This window comes from Salinispora tropica CNB-440 (genome assembly GCF_000016425.1).
Classification (GTDB): domain Bacteria; phylum Actinomycetota; class Actinomycetes; order Mycobacteriales; family Micromonosporaceae; genus Micromonospora; species Micromonospora tropica.
On sequence record NC_009380.1, the window covers coordinates 548020 to 572171 of the forward strand.

Consider the following 24152-nt stretch of genomic DNA (forward strand, 5'->3'; position numbering starts at 1 on the left):
CGGAGGGCGCGACGGGTGGCGGTGCCTTACCCCAGGGACCTGATCGCCGAGTATCCCACGGTGTGGAACGCCGTCTGTTGGGTCAGCGCCGGTGAGGCGTGGCCCACCGGCGACGAGGACCAGATGCGTGAGCTCGCCGAGGCGTGGAAGGGCCTCGCTGAGACGATCAATGATGCTCTCCTTGAGGCCGACCCGGCTGTATTGAAGATCCTCCAGAACTGGGGCGGAGACTCCGGGGAGGCGTTCGGCCAGCTCTGGAACCAGCTTGCCATCGATCCGGGCGCGGGCCTGCCATTGATCCAAGAGGCCGCCGCCGCTTTCGCCCACGGGGCCGAGAACGCCGCGATGGAGATCGAGTATGCGAAGCTGACCATTCTCATCGCTTTCCTGATCACGGTGATCTCTGTCTTCGTCGCGTTGCTGATGGCCTGGCTGGGTGGGGTGTCGGCGGCGGGTATCCCCGCCATTCTGGCTGCTGGCCGACAGGCCGTGACGGTCGCGGTCCGGCGACTGGTCGCACAGATGGGCCGGCAGCTCTTCACCCGTGCCGGGATGCATGCCGCTCTGCGTAACGTTGGCATGCAGGTCGGCCAGCGGCTAACCCGGGAAGGGCTGGGTCACGCTGGGCGGCGGTTCGCTCTTGAGCTGGCCGAGGAGGTCAGCGAGGAACTCATCATCGATGTCACCGCCCAGGCCTACCAGATCAACGCCGGTACGCGGGCGGAGTGGGACGTCCGCCGTACCGGCACCGCCGCTCTCGGCGGCGCCTTCGGCGCGGTTCTCGGCACCGGTCTGAAAGCCGGCACACGCTTTGCCCGCAACAACCTGGCCCCCCGGATGCCGATCTCGTTCAGCCCTCCGGCGGTGGACTTCCCCGGTGCTGGGATTGCCCGCTGGGGCGGCAGGACCCTCGCCGCCGGCACGCAGAACGCCATCGTCTCGCCGGCTGCCAGCGTCCTGGCCAACCGCGTGATGACCGGGGAGTGGAGCATGCCCGGCGGCGACGCGGTTCTGGGAGGTTTCGCCAGTGGTGCTGGCCGCGGGGGCGCCACGATGGCGGCCAGCAGCGGTGGTAGCGCGTTGGCGCACCTGCACAACAAGCTCGCCGGCCTCGACCCCAGCGCGGTGAAGGGCGCCGGACTGGACACCGGTCCGAGCAACCTGCCAACAACCGGGCTCGGATCGATCTCGCTTGCCCCTCCGCCGGCCTTCGACCCGGCCAGCCTCGACGGTGCCGGCCAGGTGGGCGTGGGCGCGGACGCCGTCGCTGGCTCCGTCTCACCGTCCTCGATGGCCGGTGACCCGCAGGGCGGTTCGTCCAAACATGATGGGTCTATTGTCGTCGGGCAATCTGCTGCCCCCACCATTCACAGCGCCCTCTCGCCGTTCGCCGATGGCTCCGTCGGGGATGACTCCACGGCTGACTCCGCTCAGCATGCGCCGATCTCCCCGGACTCGGAGCCCGCAGTCGTGCCCGTCGTGGCGTCGAGTGCCCCCGCAGCCGTCGGCCCCACCGCCGGCCTCCTACCAACGACACCTGCCACCGGCGGCGCCGTCGCGAACCCAACTGTGGCCGGGACACCGGCACTGGCAACGGCGCAATCGAGCCCCGCCGTCAGCCCTTCGGGCAGCACCTCGGGTACCAGTGCTTCCGTCGCCGGTGGGAGTAGCCAGACCGGGAGCCCCCAGACCGCGGCCGGGCCGGGCACCCAGACCGGCACGAGGACTCCGCCGGCGAGCGGCCCGCCCGTGCCTACCGGCAACCCGAGGGCGCCGAACTCGGCCGGCTCCGTTTCGCTCGGCCCCGCCACCACCCCCACGGCAAGCGTCCCTACGTCGAAACTGACGCCAACCGTTCCGGCGGCGACTGGTGCCAGCCCATCGACCACGCCGGACCCGGCGAACCGGGTTCCCACCCAGCGCGTCTCCGTTGATGGAGCGATGCCCGCTTCGGCGCCGTCCCACACCGGCGCTCCGACCACCGGCACTCCAGACTCGCCCATCGGCGGCAACGAAACAAGCGTCCCAACCGAGGCTCGCCGTTCCACGGGCCCAACCGGTGGCAACACCCACAGCTGGCAGGGCAAGTCGTTCACCGTTACCGGAGATCCAAACGGTCGGGAGGCCAAGCGAACGCTCATCGAGGCGTCCCGGAGATTGGCCGAGGCCGTCCGGACAGCAGTCAAGGGAAAGGCGATCTCCAAGGGCAAGATGCCGGGCATGGCGGGTGCGCTGATGATGCCGAATGGCGAGGTCACGACCCACACCAGCATGACCGCCGACAAGGGCACGAAGCCGCCGACCCAGCCGGCGGTACACCCAGTGGTGCAGGACGTTCTCGATCGGATCAAGGCCGATCTCGAAGCGAAGCACGGCGAGGGGGCCGGGCACGGCAAGTGCGCCGAGGTCGCCCTGGTCTCCGACCAGATCTATCGGCTGGAGGAAGAGTGGCGCCAAGCGGGCGAGCCGGGAGCACTAGAGCAGTACGCCCTGAATGCGCTGAGCGGCGCGAAAGTCGTTACGCATCAGGTCCGCACAGGTTGGGATGAAGCAGGTGTCAAGCACGACCTAGGCCACTATCGGCTGCCGTGTCGATCATGCCGTAGCCTCTTACCGCAATTTGGCATCGACCCGCTCTCGGACCCAGAACGGTCACCAAAGGTCTACCAGCCCCCCGTGCCCGGGGTGGTGGGCAATGGGCGGCCCCTGAGCGACGAACGCCCATACGGGGAGCCCGAGGGGCTGGTCCCGCCGGAGCCAGCTCACCAGCAGGCGTTGGACGATGCCGTGCCCCGCGACCCGGAGACCGGCCGGCCGGAAGTGCATCCGGACCCGCGGCTGCGCAGCTGGGTCGGCAAGGTCAACGACGGGGGTCCGACAGTCCCCGGCCGGGATCGGAACTGCGCCGACGTCGGCCTCTCCTTCCTCTCCACCTGGTTCGGTCGGCCTGAGGTAGCGGCGGCCACCATCGAAGGGGCGGATTTAGAGCATGCCAGCACCGCCCGGCAGGAGCAGGCGCTTGGCAGCGCTTTCAGCTACCGCGGCACTGGCCCATCCGGGCTGGACGACATTGCTGTCACCCTTCAGGGGGCTGGCCACGGTTCGGCAGCATTGATTGTCACCACCTCCACGAAAGCCGATGGTCGTGCCCACACCTGGAACGTGGTCAACCACCAGGGACTGATCGTATGGGTCGATGGTCAGGCGGGGCTCGTTTCTGACGCAGGCCCTTTCCGCAGCGCCGGTATCGGCGACGTCTGGTCCATCACGCTCGACGCTGAAGGTGACCCTCTTCCGCCGGGTCAGCCCCAGAGCGATACCGACGCTCCGGCCACCGAGCCGGTCCCGGTTCCACCGCACTCCACGGCCCCGGCCGAGGGTCAGCGGCCGGACGACAGTGTCGGAGGCCGCGCGGCTGGCATCTCTGAGCAGTCCTGGGGCGCGGAGAATGACTACCTCGGTGCCTTGTCGGATGCCGAGCGGGCGACTCTCTTTGACGAGCTCGCCGCAGCCCGGTCGGAGGCCACCCATATCCTCGGTGAGTTGCAGAGCCTCGCCGCTGGGGTCAACGCGCGACTTGGGTTGACTGGTGCGGATGCGCTGCGGACGTTGGGCGAGGAGCATCGGGTCAAGGGTGCGGAGTCGCTGGCCCGGAAGTACCGCACGACGCTGGCGACATTGGGGTATGACATCGGGTCGGCTCTGGCCACGGTCAACGACGTGGTCCGCTTCTCGCTGCGGGGGCCGGAGTCAGAATTGTATGGTCCGGCGGTTGACAACGTTCTTGCCTCGTTGGAGGAAAGGGGCTATCAGGTTACCAACCTGAAGAACTTCTGGCGCTCCGGAAACCGGTTTTTCGGCCTGAACTGCACGCTTGTTTCCCCGGGCGGTCGGACCTTTGAGTTGCAGTTTCCGACCGCCACCAGCTACGCGATCGGGAAACAGACCCACGTCCCGTACGAGGTTGTGCGGGACCCGGCGCAGCCTGCGGCGGACCGGGTGCACGCGTTCCTGGACATTCTCGCGATCAACAAATCCCAGGGTGCCGCTGCGCGCATGCCGGGTGGCATGGAGGCTGTGCGATTCGGTGAAGCAAACGATAGCAGCTTTGCAAAGTGGATCGGGGCGTCGAAGCGAGCCCGCTTGCGTAAAGAATACCTCGACTGGCTCGGACAGCAGCCCTACGCGTTCGCCGATGTATGCGTTGAGCGAGGATTGACCGCGTCCGACCTGCCGGGTCTGGACCGTGACCTGATAGGGGAGACGCATGGAGACGCTGACATTCGGCTACTTCCTCCTGCGGCGGGACCCGGACGGCCCGCCGGTCAACCTGATCGCGAACGCCGACACCATGGGCCCGACGCAGGCGGTGATCTGGGATCGGTCGACCGACGCGTGGACGTTCCGTCCGGACGTGGCGGGGGCGTTTCTGTGGGAGGACCCGGAGATGGGCGAGGTCCAGGAGGTGGATCGGGCCACCGCGGAACGGGAGACGGTTCACTTCACGACGGTTCCGTTGCCGACGGCAGCGGAGTTGACCGAGATCTGTCGCGAGGCGTTGCCGAGGTGGCTCCGGGGCGCCCGGAAGTAGCCGGGCCCGAGCTCCTGTCGGTAGAGCCCGAGACGAATTACGGGCTACCCGAGACGCGGTCCATGGGGCCGGGGAAGCTGGCTCCGCTGGAGGATCCGCGCTATCAGCAGGATGTTGCGCTGAGCCTGCGGACAGCCGAGGGCTATACATACCTGGCCGACCCGTTCACCCACCCGTACGGTCGCTTGATCAACGATGGCGGGCCAGCCGAGCAGGGCCGTGGTAACAACTGTCTGGACTGTTCTCTGGCCGCGTTGTCCAGCTTCTACGGTGACCCGCAGGTTGCCCAGCCGCGCTGGCCGGACATCCGAGTCGGTGGCTCTTTCGAGACCGAGTTGGGTGAGGACAGTGGCCTGACTCGGGCCGAAGAGTGGCTGGGGGGAATCTGGGCCGGTGGTTCGGCCGGGCTCCCCGCCGCGCCCACCGCACGTGCCGCCGCGGTTAGTGATCAATATGCCCGACTGTACCAACGGGTCGCGCAGTCAGGTCCAGGAAGCGCGGCGCTGGTGGTGGCCGACTGGCTCGGCGCTGACGACGTAACGGGTGAGCTCATCCTGGACGAAGAGGGTGGTGTCACCCCCGACGGCGCCCATGCTTTCATTCTCGTCTATCCGAGTGGCGTCGACCGGCCGGTGTGGTGGGACCCACAGCATGGGGTCGCGATGCCGGAACCACCACCCGCCTATGTTGCCCGGACCTACGCGCTCTGGTCGATGATGGTGCCCAGCGGAGGTGGAACGAATGACGGAGGACGAGGCACGAGCGCTGATCACTCGTCTGCTGGGGACCCGAAATCCGGTCCGGCTGGGCGAGTTCGAGTTCGGCTGGGTGGCTCGGGAGGAACTCTCGGAGGAGGAGCGAGCCTCGGGAAGGCACGTGGGTCAGGGGCGATTCATCATCGACCGGACGGGCGTGGTGACAGCCCACTCGAGCCTGCCGCCCCAGCTGATTCTTCAGCAGTACGTGGGAGCCCGCCGCCAAGGCCGCTTCACGGGACGACAGGTCTGGCCGAGGGGGGACCAGCCGGGCTGAACCCAACCGACACGGAGTCGGCCGCCACCTCGGTTGTCCCGCCGCTCACCGCCGCTGACGTGGCCGAGCTGGCGACGGTCACGCACCAGCTGCGGACGGCGAACACCTTTTCCCGTGTGGCTGTCCGACGGGAACTCACTGCCACTGTGGATCGGCTGGGGCTGCGGGACGGCATGCTCGGCGCGGAGCAGCGGATGGCCACCCTGCCCGCCGAGGTGCGGGCCGCCTTGGCCGAGGTGATCAACCAAGGTTCGGCCCACACGAGCGAGCGTTCCCGGCTACGCCCCGATCGCCGTACCTCCGAGGCGAAGGAGCGCCCTGTCGGCCTGCCGCGGATGCGCACGTACGTCGGCACGCACCTTACCGTGAACTCGCTCCTCCTCACGCTGGCGACGACGTTCACCCTCAACGCCGGCGGTCGACCCGAGCTGGCCCTGATGCTGGGCGCCGGTGCGTTCGTGGGCGCCGTCACCACCGGCCCAACGAAGTGGCTGGCCAAGCGAGCGGGGCTGGCGGCCGAGGATCGTCGGGCCCGGTACGACGCCCGCCAGGACGCCCGGACCGCGGCGGAGGAGGACGTGGCCACCGCAGCGGTGCTCGTCGCCCACACCGACGACGTGACCTCGACAGTTCAGAAGCTGGGTGCGGCGACGACCGGGCTCGACGGACAGGTGTCGGCCGTTCAGGAGCAGCTACGTCGGGACGAGCGTAGGCATCGTGTGATGGGCCCTCCTCGCCGGTTCCCGTCGGCGGGCGAGGACGCACCGGCGGTGTCCGACGACAGCCCCGGAACCGGTACGAGTTCGGCTGGCGCCCCGGGTGGTTCGACCGCCGTCGGGCTGACCTCGCGTGAGCGGGAGCGCCTTGCCGAGCTGCGTAGCCTCGTCGCCCGTCACGATGGGGCGCGGCCATGGGCTCGGTTTGGTGTCGGCCGGGAGATCCGGGCACTGCTGAACAGCCTCGGGCTGCGGCAGGGAACGCCCGGCGTGGACCACCGTCGGGACCTGGTGCCGCCAGACGTACGGCCGCTCGTTGAACGGTTCGGCGGCTCGCGTACGGCTGTGGTGCGGGCCCGGGCCCGAGCCGTCATTGACCGCTACCCGGCTGACGATCAGCGTCCGGGTACGGTCGCGCCATGGTGGATGTCGGCGGTGGAGAACGCGCCGAACCTGCTGACAGCCACCACCGTGGCGGGGGTCGGTGACCTCCTCGGTCAGCTGAGACTCGGCTGGTTCGGGATCGCGGGCGCGCTCGCCGCAGCGGCGACCGGTGTGGCGGTTGACCCGGTGGTCGCCCGACGGGAGGCCGTCGCCAAGGACGCCCGGGATACCTGGGATGCGGACAACCCCGCGGTGCCTGCGGAGGCGCTGCTCTCCCAGGCGGCCGAAGCGGTCGCCGATCCGATCAGCGCGGTGGCCGACCGCGCCGCGACCGCCGTGCGCCGCACGGCCGACCTGGAGCAGCGCCTCGCCGATCTGGAGCGCCGGGTCACCGACTCGCAGCGCCGCAACGGCCTGATTGACTCCTTCCGTCGCCTGCTCTTCGGCGACCCGGCCTGGGCCGGACTGCCCCCGTCGAAGGACGCCACTCCCATATCGAAGGACGCCACTCCGGCGTCGCGGGCGTCCGCCGACCCGGAAGCGTCCACCGATCCGGCCGCCGAGCCGTCGGTCGGCTCGCGTGACCCGGCGTCGCTGCAACAGCTTGCTGAGCTCGCCGTACGGCATGGGTCCGTCGGCCCGTTGGCGCGCCCGTCAGTGGCCCGGCAACTGCGGTTCCTCATCGACCGGCTCGGTCTGCGCGAGGGGACACCGGGTGCGGACCAGCGGCGTGCGCAGGTGCCGGACGAGCTGCGGCCGGTGGTGGAGCGGCACGGGCAGCTGGGCGTGACCAGCCGGGTGATCACGCGTTTCAGTCGCCCGCCGGCTCTGGCGACGGACAGCACCGAACGGCCGAGCAATATGCGGAGCCTCCGGGTTTTCGCGGTCGAGCAGACCCTCGGACCACTGGTGCAGGCCGGCACGTGGGTCGGGGTGGCCCAGGTCTCCCAGATCGCCGCGGGGGCCGGGCCGAGCAAGATCCTGGCTGGGGGGCTCCTCGGTCCGCTCCGTGACCTGCTGCTCAATCGTGCCGAGACCCGGGTCAAGGACGCACGACGGGCCTGGGACCTGGCCAACCCCAATCCGGCGATGGAGCCGAAGACGAGGGCGGCGGGGCTCGCCGGCCCGTCGGCGACAGCCGTGACCAGCGCCGTTGGGCAGCTCGATGTGGCCTCCCGGCGTCTCGACGACATTACGTCGACGCTGGACCGGCTGGCGCAGGGACATGCTGCCGGCCCATCGGACCCGGCTGCCACCCCGGGCATCGGGGAGCCGCTGGACGTCGCCGGTCCGGCCTCGCTGAACAGGGCGGATGCCTGGGAGTTGCAGACGGCCGCACACCAGGTGCGGACGGCCGACGCGCTCTCGTTGAGGCCGGCCCTGCGCGAACTGCACGCGGTGATCGACCGGCTGGGTCTGCGGGCGGGCATGCTCGGGGCGCCGGATCGGATCGCGCAGCTGCCCGGAGTGGCCCGGCGGGTGGTCGCCGAGTTCGGCGGTGACCGTGCCGGCCGGGCGCGACAGCTACGCACGCTCCGGGCGCAGCGGCGGACCGCCGAGAACACTCGCCCGCCGGGTATCCCCGGCCTTCGGACCTATCTTGTCTCGAGCGGGCTGACCACCGCCGCGACCGCCGGAGCGGCCACCGCGGTCGCCATCGCGGTGGCCAGCCCACTGACGCCGGTGATCCCGATCGCCGCAGCCGTCGCCGCGCCGGTGATCGGCGTCTCCAAGTGGTACGCCAGGCGGCGGGGCCTCGCCGCTGACGACGTGCGCAGCCGGTTTGACGCACGTGTCGACGCCCGGGGCGCCGCCGACCAGGTGGACCAGGTCGTTGACCGGGTGAACGAGCCGGTCGCCGAGCTGGAACGGGCGGCCAACCGGCTCGAGGGCCAGCTCGGCGCCGCCGAGTCGGCCACCGACCGGTTGGCCGAGAGGCTGGCGGAGACCCATCGCCGTGTCGGCCTGCTCTCCCGTCTCTTCGACATCGTCGGCTGGGGGCCGACAGCCCCGACGGGGTCCAACCCGGAAGCCGGTGCGGTCCGGGAGAGCCGCGGCAGCCCAGAAGACTCACCCGAATCCGGGCGGATCACGGCGGCGGCCGTACCGAACTCGGGCTTCCACGGTCTGGGGCGGCCCGTCGCCGACCCGGTCGCGGTGCTGGCCACCGCCCACGCCGCGTTGCCGCAGGTGGCTTCCTACGCCGGGGTGGACGACATCGGCCCAACCGGGCCGAATCGCTTCGAGATCTACGCGGCCGGACGGTTTTCGTTCCGGGTATGGCTGACCACCGGTCCACTGACCGACGGTGTGGTGGCCCAGACGACGCGCAACTCGGACGGATCGTTCACGGTGACCGTCTCGGATCGGGCGGTGGACGGAGTGGTCGCCCGCGCGCTCACGCACGAAATCGCAGAGCTGGCGGCCCTGCACGATTCCCGGCAGATCCTGATTGGACCGTTGGACCCGGGGACCGATGACGGGCTGATCAACCCGGCGGGGCTTACCGCGCATGACCAAGGGCGGATGGCCGAGATTCGCCTACTCGCCGCCGAGTACGAGTTCGCCGGCCCGCCCACCCGACTCGCTCTCCGCGTCGAGATCGATGCCCTCGCCAACCATCTTGGCCTGCGGCTGGGGGATCCGGCCGCACCTGGACGTGCGGCAATCATCCCCCGGGACGTGCACGCGCAACTGATGCGTCTGAGCACGCCATCGGTGACGCAGGAGTCGGTCGCCGAGGTCCTGGATGGCAGTCCAGCGACAGAAGTCGAACAGCGTCGGTGGGTCGACTACCGCAACCAACTCGTCCCGGACTCCCAGGTGCCGTCAACCACCGAACTCCAGGCCCGGCTGCACGAGCTGGCGATCCAGGGCGAGCGGGAGCAGGTCAGCCTCCCCCGAATGTCGGCCCACGCCGGGCAGATCCTCCACCTGCCGCCGGCTCAGCTGGGCCTGATCCGGGACGTGCACCCGACACTCGCCGACCGGATCGCCGCCGAGGGCGTCTACGTCGACCTGGCGGGCCGGTTCGACCTGCGCCCGTACGCGCTCACCGACGCCCCGGAGTTCTCGCTGGCGGAGTCGCGGTCCGCCTTCGACCTGGGCGCGGAGGTGGGGCGGCAGTCGCTGCTGGCCGAGGACCGGGCCCGAGGTTATGTCGTCATCCGCGCCGCCTTTGGTGCGCGCTCCGCCGCCATGGCCATGCTGCACACGCACGACCTCCACTACCTGACCAACGCTAGAAAGCTGGCCCTGGTGCCGGGTGTCCTCGCCCGGGCGCTGTACGCGCTGGTGCCCGGCGCACCGCCACTGGACCTGGAGGTGACCCCGACAGCAACCGCCGCCGAGGTCACCGTGATCGCCGACCGGGTCACACTGCCGGCGGGGGAGTCGGGCGAGCCCGCACCCGAGTACGGCCGGCCACGCGACCTGTGGACCGGGCAACCGGCCCCACTCTTCGACGGGCCGCCCAAGCGGGAGCAGGTGCAGCAGGGAAAGCTTGGTGACTGCGGGATGCTGGCCAGCATGGCCGCCGTCGCCGGCCACCGTCCGGAGGCGATCGCGCAGCTCTTCCAGCCCAACCCGGACGGCACCGTGGACGTCCTGCTGCACGAGAGCACCCTGCTTGGCGACTCAATCGGGCCGACCGGCCGGCGGCTGCGGATCACCGTGCACCCCGACGTGCCGATATGGGACTCCGTGAGCGGTGAGTCGGCGTACGCCGACCAGAGCGTGATCGGCAGCTCGTGGGCGTCGCTGCTGGAGAAGGCGCTCGCGGCGGTGGACCGGACCTGGAGCAGCGACCGTCACCAGCAGTGGCAGCTCACCTGGGCCGCATGGGAGAGCCCGAACGACCCGCTCGTGGCCGCACCGACCGGATACGCCCGGTTGGATGTCGGCAGCCATCGGCAGATGCAGGCCGAACTCCTCACCCAGCTCACCGGCCTGCCGAGCCGCGCTGCCTCCTTCGACCAGACCCCTGGGCGGGAAACCGCCAGCGAAGCCCGGCTGGCCGCACTGCTGGCCGCCGGCAGCCCGGTGATCACCGCTACCCGAGGCGAGGACCAGTATCCGGCGGCGATCCGCAATCAGCTTCCGCACGGGCTCGTCGCCGGACACGCCTACGAGGTGGTGGCGGTCGGCAACGGCCAGGTGCAGTTGCATAATCCCTGGAACACGAGACATCCGACGCCGATGACGGTGCGGGAGTTCCTCGACCTGATGAATGAGAGCTTCGCCTACCTGGAGCCGCCGCCGACCCCACCGGTCCAGTCATCCGACCCGCACACCCTTGGGCGGACCTGGCTGGAAGAGCTGGGGTACTCCATCGCCTACTACGCCCTGCTCGCCGCCGACGGTACGGTGAGTGGCCTGGTGGTGTCGGAGTCGTCCAGGCGGGGACAACGCACCCGGCACTGGATGGCTGCCGGAGCGCCGTCCGCTCCCGGGAGCGCGCTGCCCGTCGACCGGACCGAGGCCGAGCGGATCGCGCGGGAGGCGCTTGGCTTCACGCTGCCCGACGAGCCGGCACTGCACGACATGCTGGAGGGATGACCGTGCCAACACAGAGGCCGGGAGGGGAGCCGTTGCGTTCCTTTAGGGACAGGGTGTCCATCCGAAACAACACACCGTCGAGCATCGGGCCGGCGCGGCTCGCCGTTCGGTGGCTCGAAGGAGACTCCCCGGTCCGGGCGGAGTTCATCGTGATGCCCCTCTGGAGCCAGGAGTCCCCTCACTACGAAGTTGTCCTGGGTGAGACCTTCCCGGTGGGGGACGAGACCTGGCGCTTCGCGGACGTCGACATGAAGAACGCGGATGAGTGGCGGGTGATCGTCCGGCGGGTCGACGAGAACGAGGTGATGACGCCACCGACCGGCCGCGTCTGGAAGTCCGCCCGGCTGCGGCCCTACGGCCATCTCGACGAGGTGCAGCTCCAGGCGGTGGAGGCCGAGCTCGGCACTCGACTGCCTCCGAGCTACCGGAGATGGCTGGAGCAGACCAACGGGGCGCAGCCCGAGATGGAACATCACGTCCCCGGCCGGCCGTTCGTGCTCATCCCGGAACGCCCCCTGTGTGGTGTGCACCCGCAGCACCCGTCACGGGACCTGGTGCACGCCCAGCGCGTTCATCGGGATCCCTGGCTGTCGCCGGACTGGTTGGTCATCGCGAACCTCGGCGGGGGCCTCCTGCTGCTCTCGCTGCGCGTACGCGACATGGAGAGGGAGGGCATCTACTTCCTGCCCGACGCCGGTCTGAGTGGACCGATCGGTTCCGAGGGTGCGGCTGGACGGGAGCGACATATCGTTCCGGTGGCCCGTTCGATGGGGCACCTCCTCGGCCGGATCACCCCGGTCGACGTCTCCGACCTGCCACCGGCAGAGATCGTCTGGCCTGGTCAGTCCGGCCACTCCGGGCAGGAGGCGCAGTCGCCGTGGGCGGTCCGGCCCGAGACGGAGTCACCGTGGACGCTCCAGCCGGAGGGCCAACCGCGATTCACGGAGACTCCGGCCGCGCCGGCCCCGCTACTGCCGGTGGGGCAGTTCTTCGGCACGTTCTACCCGGTGGTCGGTTCGCCCGAGCGTATCCACCGGGTCCGCCTCGGTTCCGAGGTGTGGGAGTTGGACAACCAGCGCTTCATTCTCTGGGCGCTGGCCCACGGGTCCGGCGCCCCGTCAGCCGGGCGGCCGTGGACCGTATCGGCGGTACGCGACGCGGCGGCCGGGCAACTACCCGGCGTCGACACCGCGCCGCTGTTGGACGGGCTGACAGCCGAAGGTCTCCTCGTCGAGGTCGCCCAGGAGAAGGCGGTGGAGTTCGCGCGTCGGCACCGGGTCGGTGCCCGCCTGCTCGGGCTGGGCAACAGCGCCGAAGAACCCTGGCTCTGGTCCATCGGCTTCTTCGAGCACCCGATGGTGAAGGTGACGCGCACCGTCTACAACCTGTGGGAGCGGGCCCCATCTGGGGAAAGCCTCTGGGCGTTGTGCCAGGCGCTCGCCGCCGAGGAACGGGAGGCCGACGCCACCGAGCCGGACCTGACCGACCCGGAACGGATGCTCACCGCGTTCCTGCAGGACATTCACCAGCTGCTCGTGGCCAGCGTCATCTACCTGGAGCCACTGCCATGACCGACACGACGAGGAACTCCACGATGGTCGATCGACTGATCCTGCCGGTGGGGCGCTACACCGGGGAGTTCTTCCCGAGCGTCGGTGCCCCGATGAAGTACAACTCGTTGAGCATCGGCCGGTTCTCGACGACCATCGCGGACCCGGAAGCCTTTGGGGTGTGGGCCGCGGCACACTGTCCGGTGGACCGGGCCGGTGAAACCTGGAACCGTGCAGCGGTGATCGAGGCCGCCGAGCAGATCGGTGTGGCCGACCCGAATCGGTTCATCGAGGAGTTCCTGGAGGAGGGCCTCCTGCTGGAGATCGATCCAGACGCGCCGGACGTAGAGGACTTCGCTCAGGCGTACCGGGTGCTCCCGCTCATGGTGTCGCTGGGTAACACCCCGGACGACCCGCTGCACTACGGCATTGGAATCTTCGGCGCTGCCCCGGTGCTGCGGCTACCGGCGCTGACCCACGACGTGTGGCAGTGGAGCAGCACCGGCGCCAACCTCTGGGAGGTCTGTACGGCTCTCGCCGACGCCAGCGCTCGAGCGGAGGTGGCGGATGCTCGCGAGCACAACCCCCGGTTCGTGCTCCGGGAGTTCCTGACCACACTGCCCCTGCTGGTTGGCGCGTTCGCCGCCTGCCTGGACGAGGCCCGCCGCGATCCGGCTCAACCGACCGGCGGCAGCATCTCGGCGTAGGCGTCGCGAACCGCGGCCAACCGGCCGCGCCGGAAGCGGCCCGGGTCCCGCCGGCGTAGGTGTCGTCCCCGTCCACTGGTGAAAGCGCTGGCCGGCACGGTATCCGCACCGGGCGGAACGAACTTGAGCACCTCGTCGAGGGCCGCGACGGCCCGGAGCAGCGTCGCCTGGGCCTGTTGCCCCGCGTCCGTGGTCGCGCTGCCCGCCGGCACCGACCTGGCGTACGCGTCGGCCACCCAGAGCCACTCGCCGGGATCGAGGAGCTGCGACGGCTCGTCCGCGCCGTAGTGGAAGCCGCCAGAAGGGGGAAGCGTGGGTTCGGCGGGCAGTCGGAAGGTGAACCTGCGGGCCCGGCCGCAGGTGGGGCAGGAGCCGCTGTAGCGGGCGGCCAGACCGCCGTCCTCGAGCGCCACGACCGCGCTCTGCCGGTCGAACCGTGCCTCCCCACAGGCGCAGGGCCGTAGGTCCATGTAGAGGTGCGCCTCTGCGCTCGTACGACTCGCAGGGAGGATCATGCGCTCCACCGTACCGATCCTTGTGTCCAAGAAGCGGGTAGCGGCCGAAGCCACCGAGGTCCGAGGCGTTGTCCCGCCAGGAGCGGCCGCAGCCCCAGCCGTCGCGCTGGTGGTGCGCTTCGTCGCCGTTGGCGAGGATGCCGGCGGCCTGGAAGGGCAGGTGCCGGTGTCCGTTGCCCTTGAGGATGATCTGCGGCAGAGACGCCGCGCAGAACGATGGCCTGGGTGGCGCCACCCAGGCCATCGTTCTGCGGTGCCGGCGCGAGCGCCGGTAGCCGTGCTCCCCGCCTCACCTACGGCGGGTTTGCCACGTCGGGCAGCACACGTTGATGCCACCCCGACAAGCCGCTCAGCTTCCGACGTTGCGACGTCGCCGGTGCGTGAGAACGAGCGTGAGCAGGAGGCCGGTGCCCGTCAGCACGGCCAGGCTGCCGACGAAGAGCATTGACCCGCTGGATGATCCGGTGATTGGTAGGTCGGTCCCGGTCGGGCTTGGCGTGACGGTTGGCGTCATCGTCGGATCGGCGGTCGGTGTCACCGTCGGGCTGGCCGTCGGGGATCCGCTGTCGCAGGCGAGCGTCGTGCTGAAGGGGTAGTCGTGGATTTCCCCGCCGCGGTGTTCCAGGGAGCGCGCGATGATGCTGCCTTCGGTGTTGCTCTGGTCGAGATCGGTGTAGTCGGCCCGTGGCGCGTAGATCGTTCCTTCGACCGTGGCGCCGCCGGGTGCGAGGGTGAGGGTGGTGGCGGTGGGAAAGTTGAACAGGATGAACCGGGCTTCGGGTCCGCCGACGCCGGCGAAGTTCGGTGCGGTCCAGGCGAAGGCATTCCCCACGTCGGTGGTGTTGACGTTGACCAACAACGGGCTGCTCGCGGTCGGCTGGTCGGCGAAGGTCAGGACGCTGATGTTGTCCAGATCGGTTGAGGTGATGTTGAGTACGTTGGTGGTGTTCGGGCTCAGGTTGATGACGGCGTTGGTCCCGGGCGGGATGGGGGAGGAGATCGGGTCGCCGTTCGGGTCCCGCAGCACGACGGTGTTCTGGCACGTCGCGAGCTCGGTGGAGTTCGACCGGAAGGTCTGGAACGCCTCCGCGAAGTCGATCACCGAGACCGGCCCGACACTCGCTACCGACTGGCTGGTGACGAGTTCGATCCGGGGGAAGGCGTCGTAGTCGTTGGCCGGCAGGATCCGCGTATTCGCCGGTGCGTTGTTGTTGTCAACATCCCGAACGAAGGTGCCGTTCAGGTTTCCGATCTTGGCAAATCCATTCTGGAGGACCTGGAGGCGGGTGCCGGGCACACTGTTCAGGAAGTCCACCTGCCCGTCCACGACGAGCGCCGTGGGGTTGTTCTCGCCGGGGGCGAAGAAGTTTCCCGCGCTCACCACGGCCAACTGGTACTGCGAGAACGCGAGGTTTCCGCCGACGGCCAGCGTCCCCTCGTTCTCCGTATCGATCAAGGTCGCGTTTCCCTCCGTCATGACCAGGAAGCCCTCGGTGGCCTCGACGGGGTCGATCGGACCGACGGGTGCGGCGCTGACCACGTTGCCCATCATCACGATGGCGGTGGCGGCGGCTACCGCAGCGGTCGCGGCAGCGCGGGTAGTAAGCACTTTTGCGCTCTTGTTCATGACTCCCCATCACATTGACGAATTCTTGTCCTTCTCGGGATGATAAGCGTCGAATGGGTGATTTACGTTTCTTAACCCGCTCGGGCCTGTCGAGCCCCGGCCATCGCGCTGCATGCTCACGCGGGAGCGCGACGGCTTCGACGGCTACTGAACGCTTCTCCGCGGACAGAGCCTTCGCCGAACCGGTCACCATTGATCATGGTGTCGGCCTCGATCTCGGCAGCCGTCCACGTGCGGGAGCAGAAGTCGTCGACCGCAACACCGCCAGCCTCCAAGAGGGCGGCAGCGAGCGTTGTCAGGTCCGCCCGGCGTGAGAGTCGGTAGTTGATCTTGCGTGGCCCGCTCAGGCCGTTGACCGACAGCCTCCTCAAGGTTCGCTACCTCCTCCGGCTCCCAGTCCTGGTACGGGCCGCTTGTCTCATCCGTCAGCCAGACGGTCAGGCGAGTGTCTATAGACCAGTTGCCATGGCCCGCTACCGCCAGCTCATCGAGAAGCCGGACGACCACTGACCGTGGCGCCGTAGGGAACAGGAAGGCATTCTCACTCATCCCGGCAAGGGACAAAACGTCAGTTTGGAAGAGCCTGATCCGTCGCCCGTGATGCCCGGAACGCCTGCTCGCAGGCGCGGCCGAACGGATCACTCGGGTCCGGTCGGGAGTGTGGGCGGGCAGGGCTACTGGCCCGTGGACGGCCCGGTGCTCTCGTGGCTGTCGCCGCTCATCCCCGTCGCGACAGGCGCCGGCTCCTCGACTCCCCGGCCTGGGTCAAGGGTGGTCGTAGGCCATCGCGGAGCGCCCGTGACGCTGGTCGGGTGGCGTGGATACTCGACGCACCGGGGGATGGGCTCATCCGCCCCAGCCGATCGGTGCAGGAGGCGGCGGAGGCCGATTCGACGATGTGGGAAGGATGCGGGTAGTGGATATCGAAGCGCTGCTTCCACGGGCACGTACACCTCGGGACTACCTGGACCTCGTTACGGACCCCCGAGTCGATCAGGACGGGCTGCACACTCTTGCTCGTAGTCCCTACTCGTTTGTGCGGCTGGCCATTGCCAAGGACATCCGCACGAGTCCGGCAACCCTGACCGAGCTACTCCTCGGCGAGTTCGACCAGTGGGACCGTAACTACCTGCTCCGGCTCGTTGCTCAGCACCCGCAGGCGGACCGAGTTGTCCTGCTCAAGGTCCTACACGCGACTGAGGTCCTACTACGCCAGTCCGGCGCGAGACCGTATGGCGTAGCGATTGCGCTGGCCAGTCGACACGAGTTGGCGCCTCATGAGGTTCGTCGCGCGCATCGTCTGCCAGGTGCGTCGCGAAGGATGCGTCGAGGCGTGGAGCGGGCACTCGCACGTCGACAATGAGCCCGAGGGCAAGCCGGATCGGTGGAGAAACTCCGGTGCTTCTGGCCCGTCAACATGGCCGGCCTAGCCGATGCCGGCAGAGAACGGTGCGGCAGTCGATCGCCCCGCCCCGACAGCGGCCAGGCACCCTCGCGAGCGTCTGGCGTCTGGCGTCTCAGGATCACACGGGCGCTCGCCGTACGGTGCAAGCATGGACCCTCTCGACCTACCTGCCATAGTCGATGTGTGCAGATCCCTCAGGCGAGGCTGGGACGTGCGCGGAGTCAAGCAAGAGGCGTGGGGTGCGGATCCGGACGACCTGCTGACCCCGTTGGATCCTTTGGCAAGCGTGAGGCTCCGGTTCGGTGAGACGTCCGGCGTAGCCGAGATCTGGCCGACCGGATACGTAAGACTAGTATGCGGGGGCAGCCATGTTGACCAGGTCCAGGTCAGTGGACCTTCTGAACTCCGTGATCAGCTTGTACGGTTGACGAACTGGCTAACCGATCGCAGCCCATGATGCAGGTTGCCTGCCGGAATCCTGTCATGTGAGGGACGCACGGATTGGAGCGAGGACGGCAGTAACGTCGTCAAGTCGACCAGCCTCGGCCCACAACTCCCGCCACTCTGAATCGCCACCCATCACGCGGTCGAGCGCCCGTGCCGCCAGGTCAACCAGCTCCGGCGGCACGTCCAACCCGTCCGCACGTAGGCAGTCGGGGCTGTATATCGGATCGAGTGGCGGGCCGCCAGGCTGGAACGCCGCCACGATCGCCGCAGCGCCTACCGCCTCTGCTGCCTCCGTATGACCGAGATGTCCGCTCTGATCTGCCGCTGCGATCAACGCGCTACGGAGCACGGCCACGCGGTCAGCACGCACCGCGTCGTCCAGCTCGTAGCCCCAATCGCAAGCTGTGTCGTTGTCGAAAGGACCCGGACCCCATGCGCCCATGATTGACCCCTTGCTCTCGCCATACCGCGTGCACGGTAGAGCAGCCGCGCCGGGCACTATCCGTTAGTCACCCACCTACCGACGACCCGCTACCCCTCGGGCCAATGGCGACGTTCGTCGGGCCGAACGCGGTCCACAGGTGGTTGGCGTCGGTACCAAGCTTGCGGGCACCTACGGGAAGCGGACGTGTCGGCCGAGCCGGGGCCGGCGTTGCGGTGGTTGCGGCGGGCTTCGCTCCGGTGACCGAGGTGGGTGAGCCGGCGACTCTCGGCGGTACGACGGACTAGCGCCCACGGCGGACACGGCCGTGGCCGACGCGACCAGGACAGGCGTGACGCTGCCCCTCGCGGGCGGCGTCACGCCTGCCGTCGTGCAGTAGAGCTGCGTACTCCCGCTGAGCTGCGTCGCCGTCCCAACTGACCGACCGGTCACCCCAGGGCGACCTCGACCGGCCCGCCCACGGGTAACCCCGGATGCCGGAGCGCGGGACACCGATTCGCTGCGTTACGACGTATCGGCGACGTGTGTGCCGCGCCGGCTAACGTGACGACCCGCCCGCGCTCCTGTCTAGTCCGAGTTTGTTGTGTGCCGTCTTCGTCTCGGCGCTCCGCTTCGCGTTGGCGGAAGGGGAGCGGACGGGATCGGTGGACCGTAGGCCCTTGATGAGGAGCCAGCCGCCGGCGGTGAGTTCGAAGGCGAACATCGGCAGCCACAGCAGTATGCCGGCGCCCTCGGTGGTGACGGCGCCGGCGGCGCTTTGGAAGGGAATGCTGACGGCGAGTAGCAGCGATGCCAGCAGGCCGAGGATGGCCAGCGGTCGGGGGACCGCGCGGGACCGCAGTAGGATGTAGGCGAACACGGCACTGCCGACCGCGAAGAAGCAGGCACCGACGTTGTTGCTCCACGCAGCGACATCGACCGTCGCCGCGCCCAGTTCCCGGACGCGGTCCGTGTTCTGTCGGCTGAGGGACAGCAGCAGCATGGCACCGAGGATCTGTACCGCGTAGAGCCCCGACTCCACCGCCCGGCAGGCCAGGGCGAAGGCGGCCAGGGACGGGTCCTGCCGCCGGGTGATGGCGTGCAGCATGGCGCCCAGGCCCAGCGTGGCGATACCGGCGACGGTTAGCAGCACGATGCTGAGCCGTAGCCCGGACGGGTCTTCGGCGATGCTGGCGAGCCGTTGTGCGATGCCGCCAGCGTCGCCGCCGGCGGCAGCCGAACTGGCCAGAACGACCGCGATGACCAGTAGGAACAGGGCACCGGCGAGGCGGGCGGCGAACCGTTCGGACATGAGTTCCTCCAGCAGTATCGTGGCAACCCCGGGTCGGGCTGCGGCGGGTTCGAGCGGCAGGCGACGACCTGCGTGCCGTGATCGAGGTGGACCGATCGTGACGGGCACGCGTTGGGTCGGCGTTGTGTGGGCGTTGAGAAGATGTTGAGCTGCGGGTCGGGGCGGGGCTATCGGACGCGGGAGTGGCTATGGCAGGGCCGGCGGTACGCATACGGTTGCTCGGCGGGGTCGAGGTGGTGGACGGGAGCGGCACCGCCGTCGACATCGGGGCGGGTAAGTGCCGTGCGCTGCTGGCGGCTCTGGCGATGCAGCCCGGCAGGGCGATTCCGGACTGGCGGCTGATCGATCTGCTGTGGGGTGAGCAGCCACCCCGGACTGCCGTCCGGACCCTGCAGTCGTACATCGCGCGGCTACGGGGCGGTCTGGGTGCCGGGCGGATTGTGCGCTCGGGTGCCTCGTACCGTCTCGATGTGCCCGCCGATGCGGTCGATGTGATCCGGTTCGGCCGGCGGGTCGAGGCCGGCGACGTTGCCGGGGCGCTCGCCGAGTGGACCGGCGATCCGCTGGCCGGGGTGCCGGTGCCGGGCCTGGCTGCGACCGTGGACGGCCTGGTCGAGCAGTGGCTCGGCGCGGTCGAAGCCGATCTCACCGCCCGGGTGGACGCCGACGCCGCAGCGACCGTGGGGCCGTTGACTGAGCTGAGCGCGCGGTATCCGTTCCGTGAAGGGCTCTGGGCGCTGCTGATGACGGCGCTGTACCGGGTGGGCCGGCAGGCCGACGCGCTGACTGCGTACCGCACTGCCCGTCAGCAGCTGGTTGAGCACCTGGGTGTGGAGCCCGGGCCGCGATTGCGCCGCCTGGAGTCGGCGATTCTCGACCAGGACCCCCGTATCGGCGGCGAGCGGCGGTCCGAGCCGGTCCACCGGCTGCCCCGGCGCGCCGTGCGACTGATCGGCCGTGACGGTGACCTCGACCTCATCGGCCGGGCGTTGGACGAGAGCCCGGTGGTCACCCTGGTCGGGCCGGGCGGCATCGGCAAGACCGCGCTCGCCGTTGCGGCCGCCCAACGCACCCGGCTCGAGCACGGCGCCTGGCTGGTTGACCTGACCGAAATCACGACCGACCAGGACGTACCCCAAGCGGTCGCCGCGGCGGTGCGCGTCGAGGAAGGCCCAGGCCGGTCGCTGAGCGAGTCCATTGTGCTGTCCCTGAGCTCCCTGCGGGCACTACTTGTGCTCGACAACTGTGAACACGTCGCGGACGGCGCGGCGCGCCTGGCCCAGGCCGTCGCCGACGGCTGCCCGCAGGTGCGGGTGCTGGCCACCGCGCGGGAACCGCTCGGCCTCAGCCACGGCCACGAACGGCTGGTGGCCGTGACGCCGTTACCCGCGGCCGGGGCCGGGGCCGATCTGTTCGCCGAACGTGCGAACGCGCTGACCGCCGCGTTCACGACGGGCGCCGCGCGGGAGGTGATCGAGGAGATCTGTCGCTGCCTCGACGGGCTTCCCCTCGCCATCGAGCTGGCCGCCGCCCAAACCGTCAGTCACACCCCGCAGGAAATCCGCGAGCGTCTCGACGATCAGCTCGGCTTGCTGGTCGGCGGACGGCGGACCGGGGCGGACCGGCACCGCACCATGCGCGCCACGATCCAGTGGTCCTACCGGCTCCTCACCGTGGCCGAACAGGACCTGCTGCAACGGCTGTCGGTGTTCGCCGGCCCAGTCGACCGGGCCGGAGCTGCGGCCGTTGCCGCCGGCAGCGGCCTGGATGTCAACGACGTGCTGCACACTCTCGTACAGCGCTCGATGGTTACCGCCGAACCCGGCCGGTTCGGCCAGCAGTTCAGGCTGCTGGAACCAGTCCGCCAGTTCGCAGCCGAACACCTCGCCGCAGGATCGGCGGCCGCACCCGCCCAGGCCGCGCACACCCGATACGTGCGGGAACGGGTGACCTCGCTGCACGACCAGCTCACCGGAACCGCCGAAATCCAGGGGGTCGCCCATCTGGACGAGCTGTGGCCCAACCTGCGCGTAGCGGTTGACCGGGCCTTTGCCTGCGGCGACTACCGCCTCGCCCATGACCTGTTCCGGCCGATCGGCACCGAGGCCCTCCGGCGGCACCGGCACGAAATCGGGCAGTGGGCGCAACGCCTCCTTGAACAGGCACCGGCTGAGGATCGGCCGCGGGTCGTGGCCGGCCTGATCGCCGCCGGACCCCGGTATCACCTCCGTCAGGACCCGGCCGGGTTCGACACCTTGGTCAGGCAGTACGGCGATCCGGACGATCCGGTGGCCCGGCACATGCGGGCCAACGTCCACGACGACTACGCTGCTCAGATTCACTCGGCGCCGCAGGCGCTGGCCGAGCTGCGCCGGCTCGGCGCCGACGATCTCGCCGCGCATGTCGAGGTCGACCTCGGCGCAGCGCTGGTCTTTCAGGGACAGTATGCCCGCGGAGACACCAAGCTCACCGAACTCGCCGACCGGTTCCGCAGCGACGGCCCGCCCACCCTGCTGAACTGGACGTTGATGCTGCTCGGCTTCTCAGCCGCCTTCCAAGGTAGACGGGCCGCCGCGGACCAGTTGTTCGACCAGGCTGTCGACGTGCCGCTGCCGGTACGCACCCACTCGCCGAACCAGTCCGTGCGTGCCCAGGCGCTGTTCCGGCGCGGCGATCGTAGAGCCGCCTACCAGCTACTCCGTGCCCACGTCGAAGAACTGCTCGACGCCGACAACATGCACGGTGCCTGCGTCGTATCGATCAGCTTCGTCACGATGATGCCGGCAGTGGCACGCTTCGCCGAGGGCGCCCGGGTCCTGGCCTTCCTCGACACCGCCGGCCTGCTCGACAATGTGGCCTGGGCGGCCATGGTCGCCGACGCCCGGGACGAACTCGCCACCTTCGCCCCTGCCTTTGACGAGTCCACGATCGCTGATCAACGGCAGGCCCTCGTCGCGATCGGCGACACTCTCGACGACCTTCTTGCCGAACAGACCAGCCGGCCAGATGCTAACTCGATCTTTAACCTGCTGGGCGGTGGCATCGACCCCAGACGATCATGGGAACAGTCCCTTGATTGATCATTCCCCGTGTCTGGAGAAGACGATTGCAAGCTGTGCGGCGCACCGCCGGTCAGCTCAGGCCGCGAGTGCTACCTGCGGCACCACATCCGGCACGACCAGCCGGGCCGCGTCGGCGGCCTGGTCGTCAATCTGGTCGTGCGCAATCCGTTCGGCGTCCACCTGCGCGACATAGTGCGCCACCTCGCGGTCCGTACGCTCGGCGTCCCAGCCGAGCACCGGTGCCATCAACTGCGCTGCCGGGCGGGCCGCTGCCAGGCCCCGGTCGAACGTCTCAATCGAGACGTGTGTACGCCGGGTGAGTACGTCCTCCAGGTGCAGGGCGCCCTCGGCCGACACCGCGTGAACGACCTCCACACGCAGATAGTCGTCGGTGCCGTCGAGCGGCTCGACGAGGGTCGGATCCTCTCGGAGCAGGTGCAGCACCTCGTCGACGGCGGCCCCGTAGCGACGCAGGAGATGCTCGACCCGCTCCACGGTCAGGCCGTACTGTCGCGCGATGCGACGGCGCTGGTTCCATCGGGCGACATAGCCCTCGGCGCCGTGCAGGGGAACCTGGTCGGTGCAGGACCGCGGCACCCCACCACCGAGTCCCCGCACGGCCTCATCGACAGCGTCCCGGGCCATCACCCGATACGTTGTGTACTTCCCGCCGGCGACCATCACCAGACCCGGCATCGAACTGGCCACCGTGTGCTCACGGGACAACTTGGCAGTCGCATCCGACTGCCCGGACAGCAGCGGGCGCAGACCCGCGTACACGCCCTCGACGTCGTCGCGGGTCAGCGGAGTGGCCAGTACCTCGTTGACCCGTTCCAGCAGGTAGTCGATGTCGCGGCTGGTCGCTGCCGGGTGCGCCTTGTCCAGATCCCAGTCGCTGTCGGTGGTGCCGATCAGCCAGTGCCGACCCCACGGGATCACGAACAGCACGCTGGATTCGGTTCGCAGGATCAGGCCGGTGGTGGAGTGGATCCGGTCGCGGGGTACGACGAGGTGAATACCCTTCGAAGCCCGAACCTGCACCGGCCCAGGCTCATCAACGAGAGACTGGATATCGTCGGTCCAGACTCCGGTGGCGTTAATGACCTGCCGGGCACGGATCTCGAAGACCTGGTCGGTCTCCAGGTCGTGGACCCGCGCGCCGGTGACGCGGTGGCCGTCACGCAGGAGGCCCACGACCCGGGCTCGGGAAACGGGATACGCGCCGTGGGCTGCGGCGGTACGGACAAGACACGTCACCAGCCGGGCGTCATCGACCTGGGCATCGTAGTACTGCAAGGCGCCGACCAGCGACTCCGGACGCAGGGACGGGCAAGCGCGTACCGCGCCACGTCGGGTCAGGTGCCGGTGGGCCGGTACCCCGCGGGAATTGCTGCCGGAATAGCTCATCGTGTCGTAGAGCAGGACGCCGGCGCCCGCGTACAGTCGTTCCCAGCCGCGGTGTCGCAGCGGGTAGAGAAACGGCACCGGCCGGACCAGGTGCGGGGCGAGTCGCTGCAGGAGGAGGCCCCGCTCGCGCAGCGCCTCGCGGACCAGCCCGAAGTCGAGCATCTCCAGGTAGCGCAGACCGCCGTGGATGAGCTTACTGGAACGGCTCGATGTGCCGCTGGCCCAGTCGCGGGCCTCGACGAGGCCGACCGACAGGCCCCGAGTGACGGCGTCAAGGGCGCAGCCGGCGCCGGTGACGCCGCCGCCGATCACCAGGACGTCCAGTTCCAGGCCGCTGCTCAGTGCGGCCAGGGACCGCTCGCGGGTGGCCAGTGACAGTGTCGCGGAGTGCATGCGTTCTCTCTCCTGTGTCTGGGAGG

At 69.4% G+C, this 24152-nt stretch carries 11 protein-coding genes; 5 read left to right on the forward strand and 6 right to left on the reverse strand.

Going from position 1 to position 24152, the window contains the following annotated elements; all coding sequences use genetic code 11:
• The first annotated feature begins 15 nt into the window (after positions 1–15).
• From STROP_RS02440 to STROP_RS02450, 3 genes are read left to right on the forward strand one after another with little or no spacing between them, the layout of a single operon-like run.
• Entirely contained in the window at positions 16–11280 is an 11265-nt protein-coding gene (locus STROP_RS02440) for a toxin glutamine deamidase domain-containing protein (RefSeq protein WP_011904402.1), read from the forward strand.
• A 53-nt stretch (positions 11281–11333) separates the two neighbouring features.
• A complete protein-coding gene (locus STROP_RS02445; protein WP_011904403.1) occupies positions 11334–12851 on the forward strand; it encodes a DUF6406 domain-containing protein in 1518 nt (505 codons plus the stop codon).
• Between the two features lie 23 nt (positions 12852–12874).
• Positions 12875–13537, forward strand: coding sequence for a hypothetical protein (locus STROP_RS02450; protein WP_018830854.1), 663 nt, complete (start codon positions 12875–12877; stop codon positions 13535–13537).
• Here the strand turns inward: STROP_RS02450 and STROP_RS02455 are convergent.
• From STROP_RS02455 to STROP_RS25480, 3 genes are all read right to left on the reverse strand, one after another.
• The gene (locus STROP_RS02455; RefSeq protein WP_011904405.1) at positions 13507–14052 is read right to left on the reverse strand and encodes a hypothetical protein; all 546 of its coding nucleotides are present in this window, start codon (positions 14050–14052) and stop codon (positions 13507–13509) included. The genes STROP_RS02450 and STROP_RS02455 overlap by 31 nt on opposite strands.
• Positions 14053–14401: 349 nt before the next feature.
• Entirely contained in the window at positions 14402–15679 is a 1278-nt protein-coding gene (locus tag STROP_RS02460) for a choice-of-anchor A family protein (RefSeq protein ID WP_011904406.1), read from the reverse strand.
• Between the two features lie 116 nt (positions 15680–15795).
• The gene (locus STROP_RS25480; RefSeq protein WP_011904407.1) at positions 15796–16050 is read right to left on the reverse strand and encodes a hypothetical protein; all 255 of its coding nucleotides are present in this window, start codon (positions 16048–16050) and stop codon (positions 15796–15798) included.
• 536 nt (positions 16051–16586) lie between these two features.
• Between STROP_RS25480 and STROP_RS02470 the strand changes: the two genes are divergently transcribed.
• Positions 16587–17042: a hypothetical protein gene (locus tag STROP_RS02470; protein ID WP_230582369.1), complete on the forward strand. Its 456-nt coding sequence runs from the start codon at positions 16587–16589 to the stop codon at positions 17040–17042.
• Positions 17043–17565: 523 nt separating this feature from the next.
• Here STROP_RS02470 and STROP_RS02475 read toward each other — a convergent pair.
• Together STROP_RS02475 and STROP_RS02480 are read right to left on the reverse strand one after the other, a co-directional pair.
• Positions 17566–17973 carry a DUF4259 domain-containing protein gene (locus STROP_RS02475; RefSeq protein ID WP_018832894.1) on the reverse strand — a complete coding sequence of 136 codons (408 nt, stop codon included), beginning with the start codon at positions 17971–17973 and terminating at the stop codon, positions 17566–17568.
• Between the two features lie 538 nt (positions 17974–18511).
• Complete coding sequence (locus STROP_RS02480; RefSeq protein WP_011904410.1) at positions 18512–19264, reverse strand: DUF4386 domain-containing protein; 753 nt, start codon at positions 19262–19264, stop codon at positions 18512–18514.
• Between the two features lie 188 nt (positions 19265–19452).
• On the opposite strand from STROP_RS02480, the gene STROP_RS02485 reads away from it, so the two are divergent.
• On the forward strand, positions 19453–22344 hold the full coding sequence (locus STROP_RS02485; protein WP_011904411.1) for an AfsR/SARP family transcriptional regulator: 2892 nt from the start codon (positions 19453–19455) through the stop codon (positions 22342–22344).
• Between the two features lie 57 nt (positions 22345–22401).
• Here STROP_RS02485 and STROP_RS02490 read toward each other — a convergent pair whose 3' ends face one another.
• Complete coding sequence (locus STROP_RS02490) at positions 22402–24126, reverse strand: glycerol-3-phosphate dehydrogenase/oxidase (protein WP_011904412.1); 1725 nt, start codon at positions 24124–24126, stop codon at positions 22402–22404.
• Between the last annotated feature and the right edge of the window lie 26 nt (positions 24127–24152).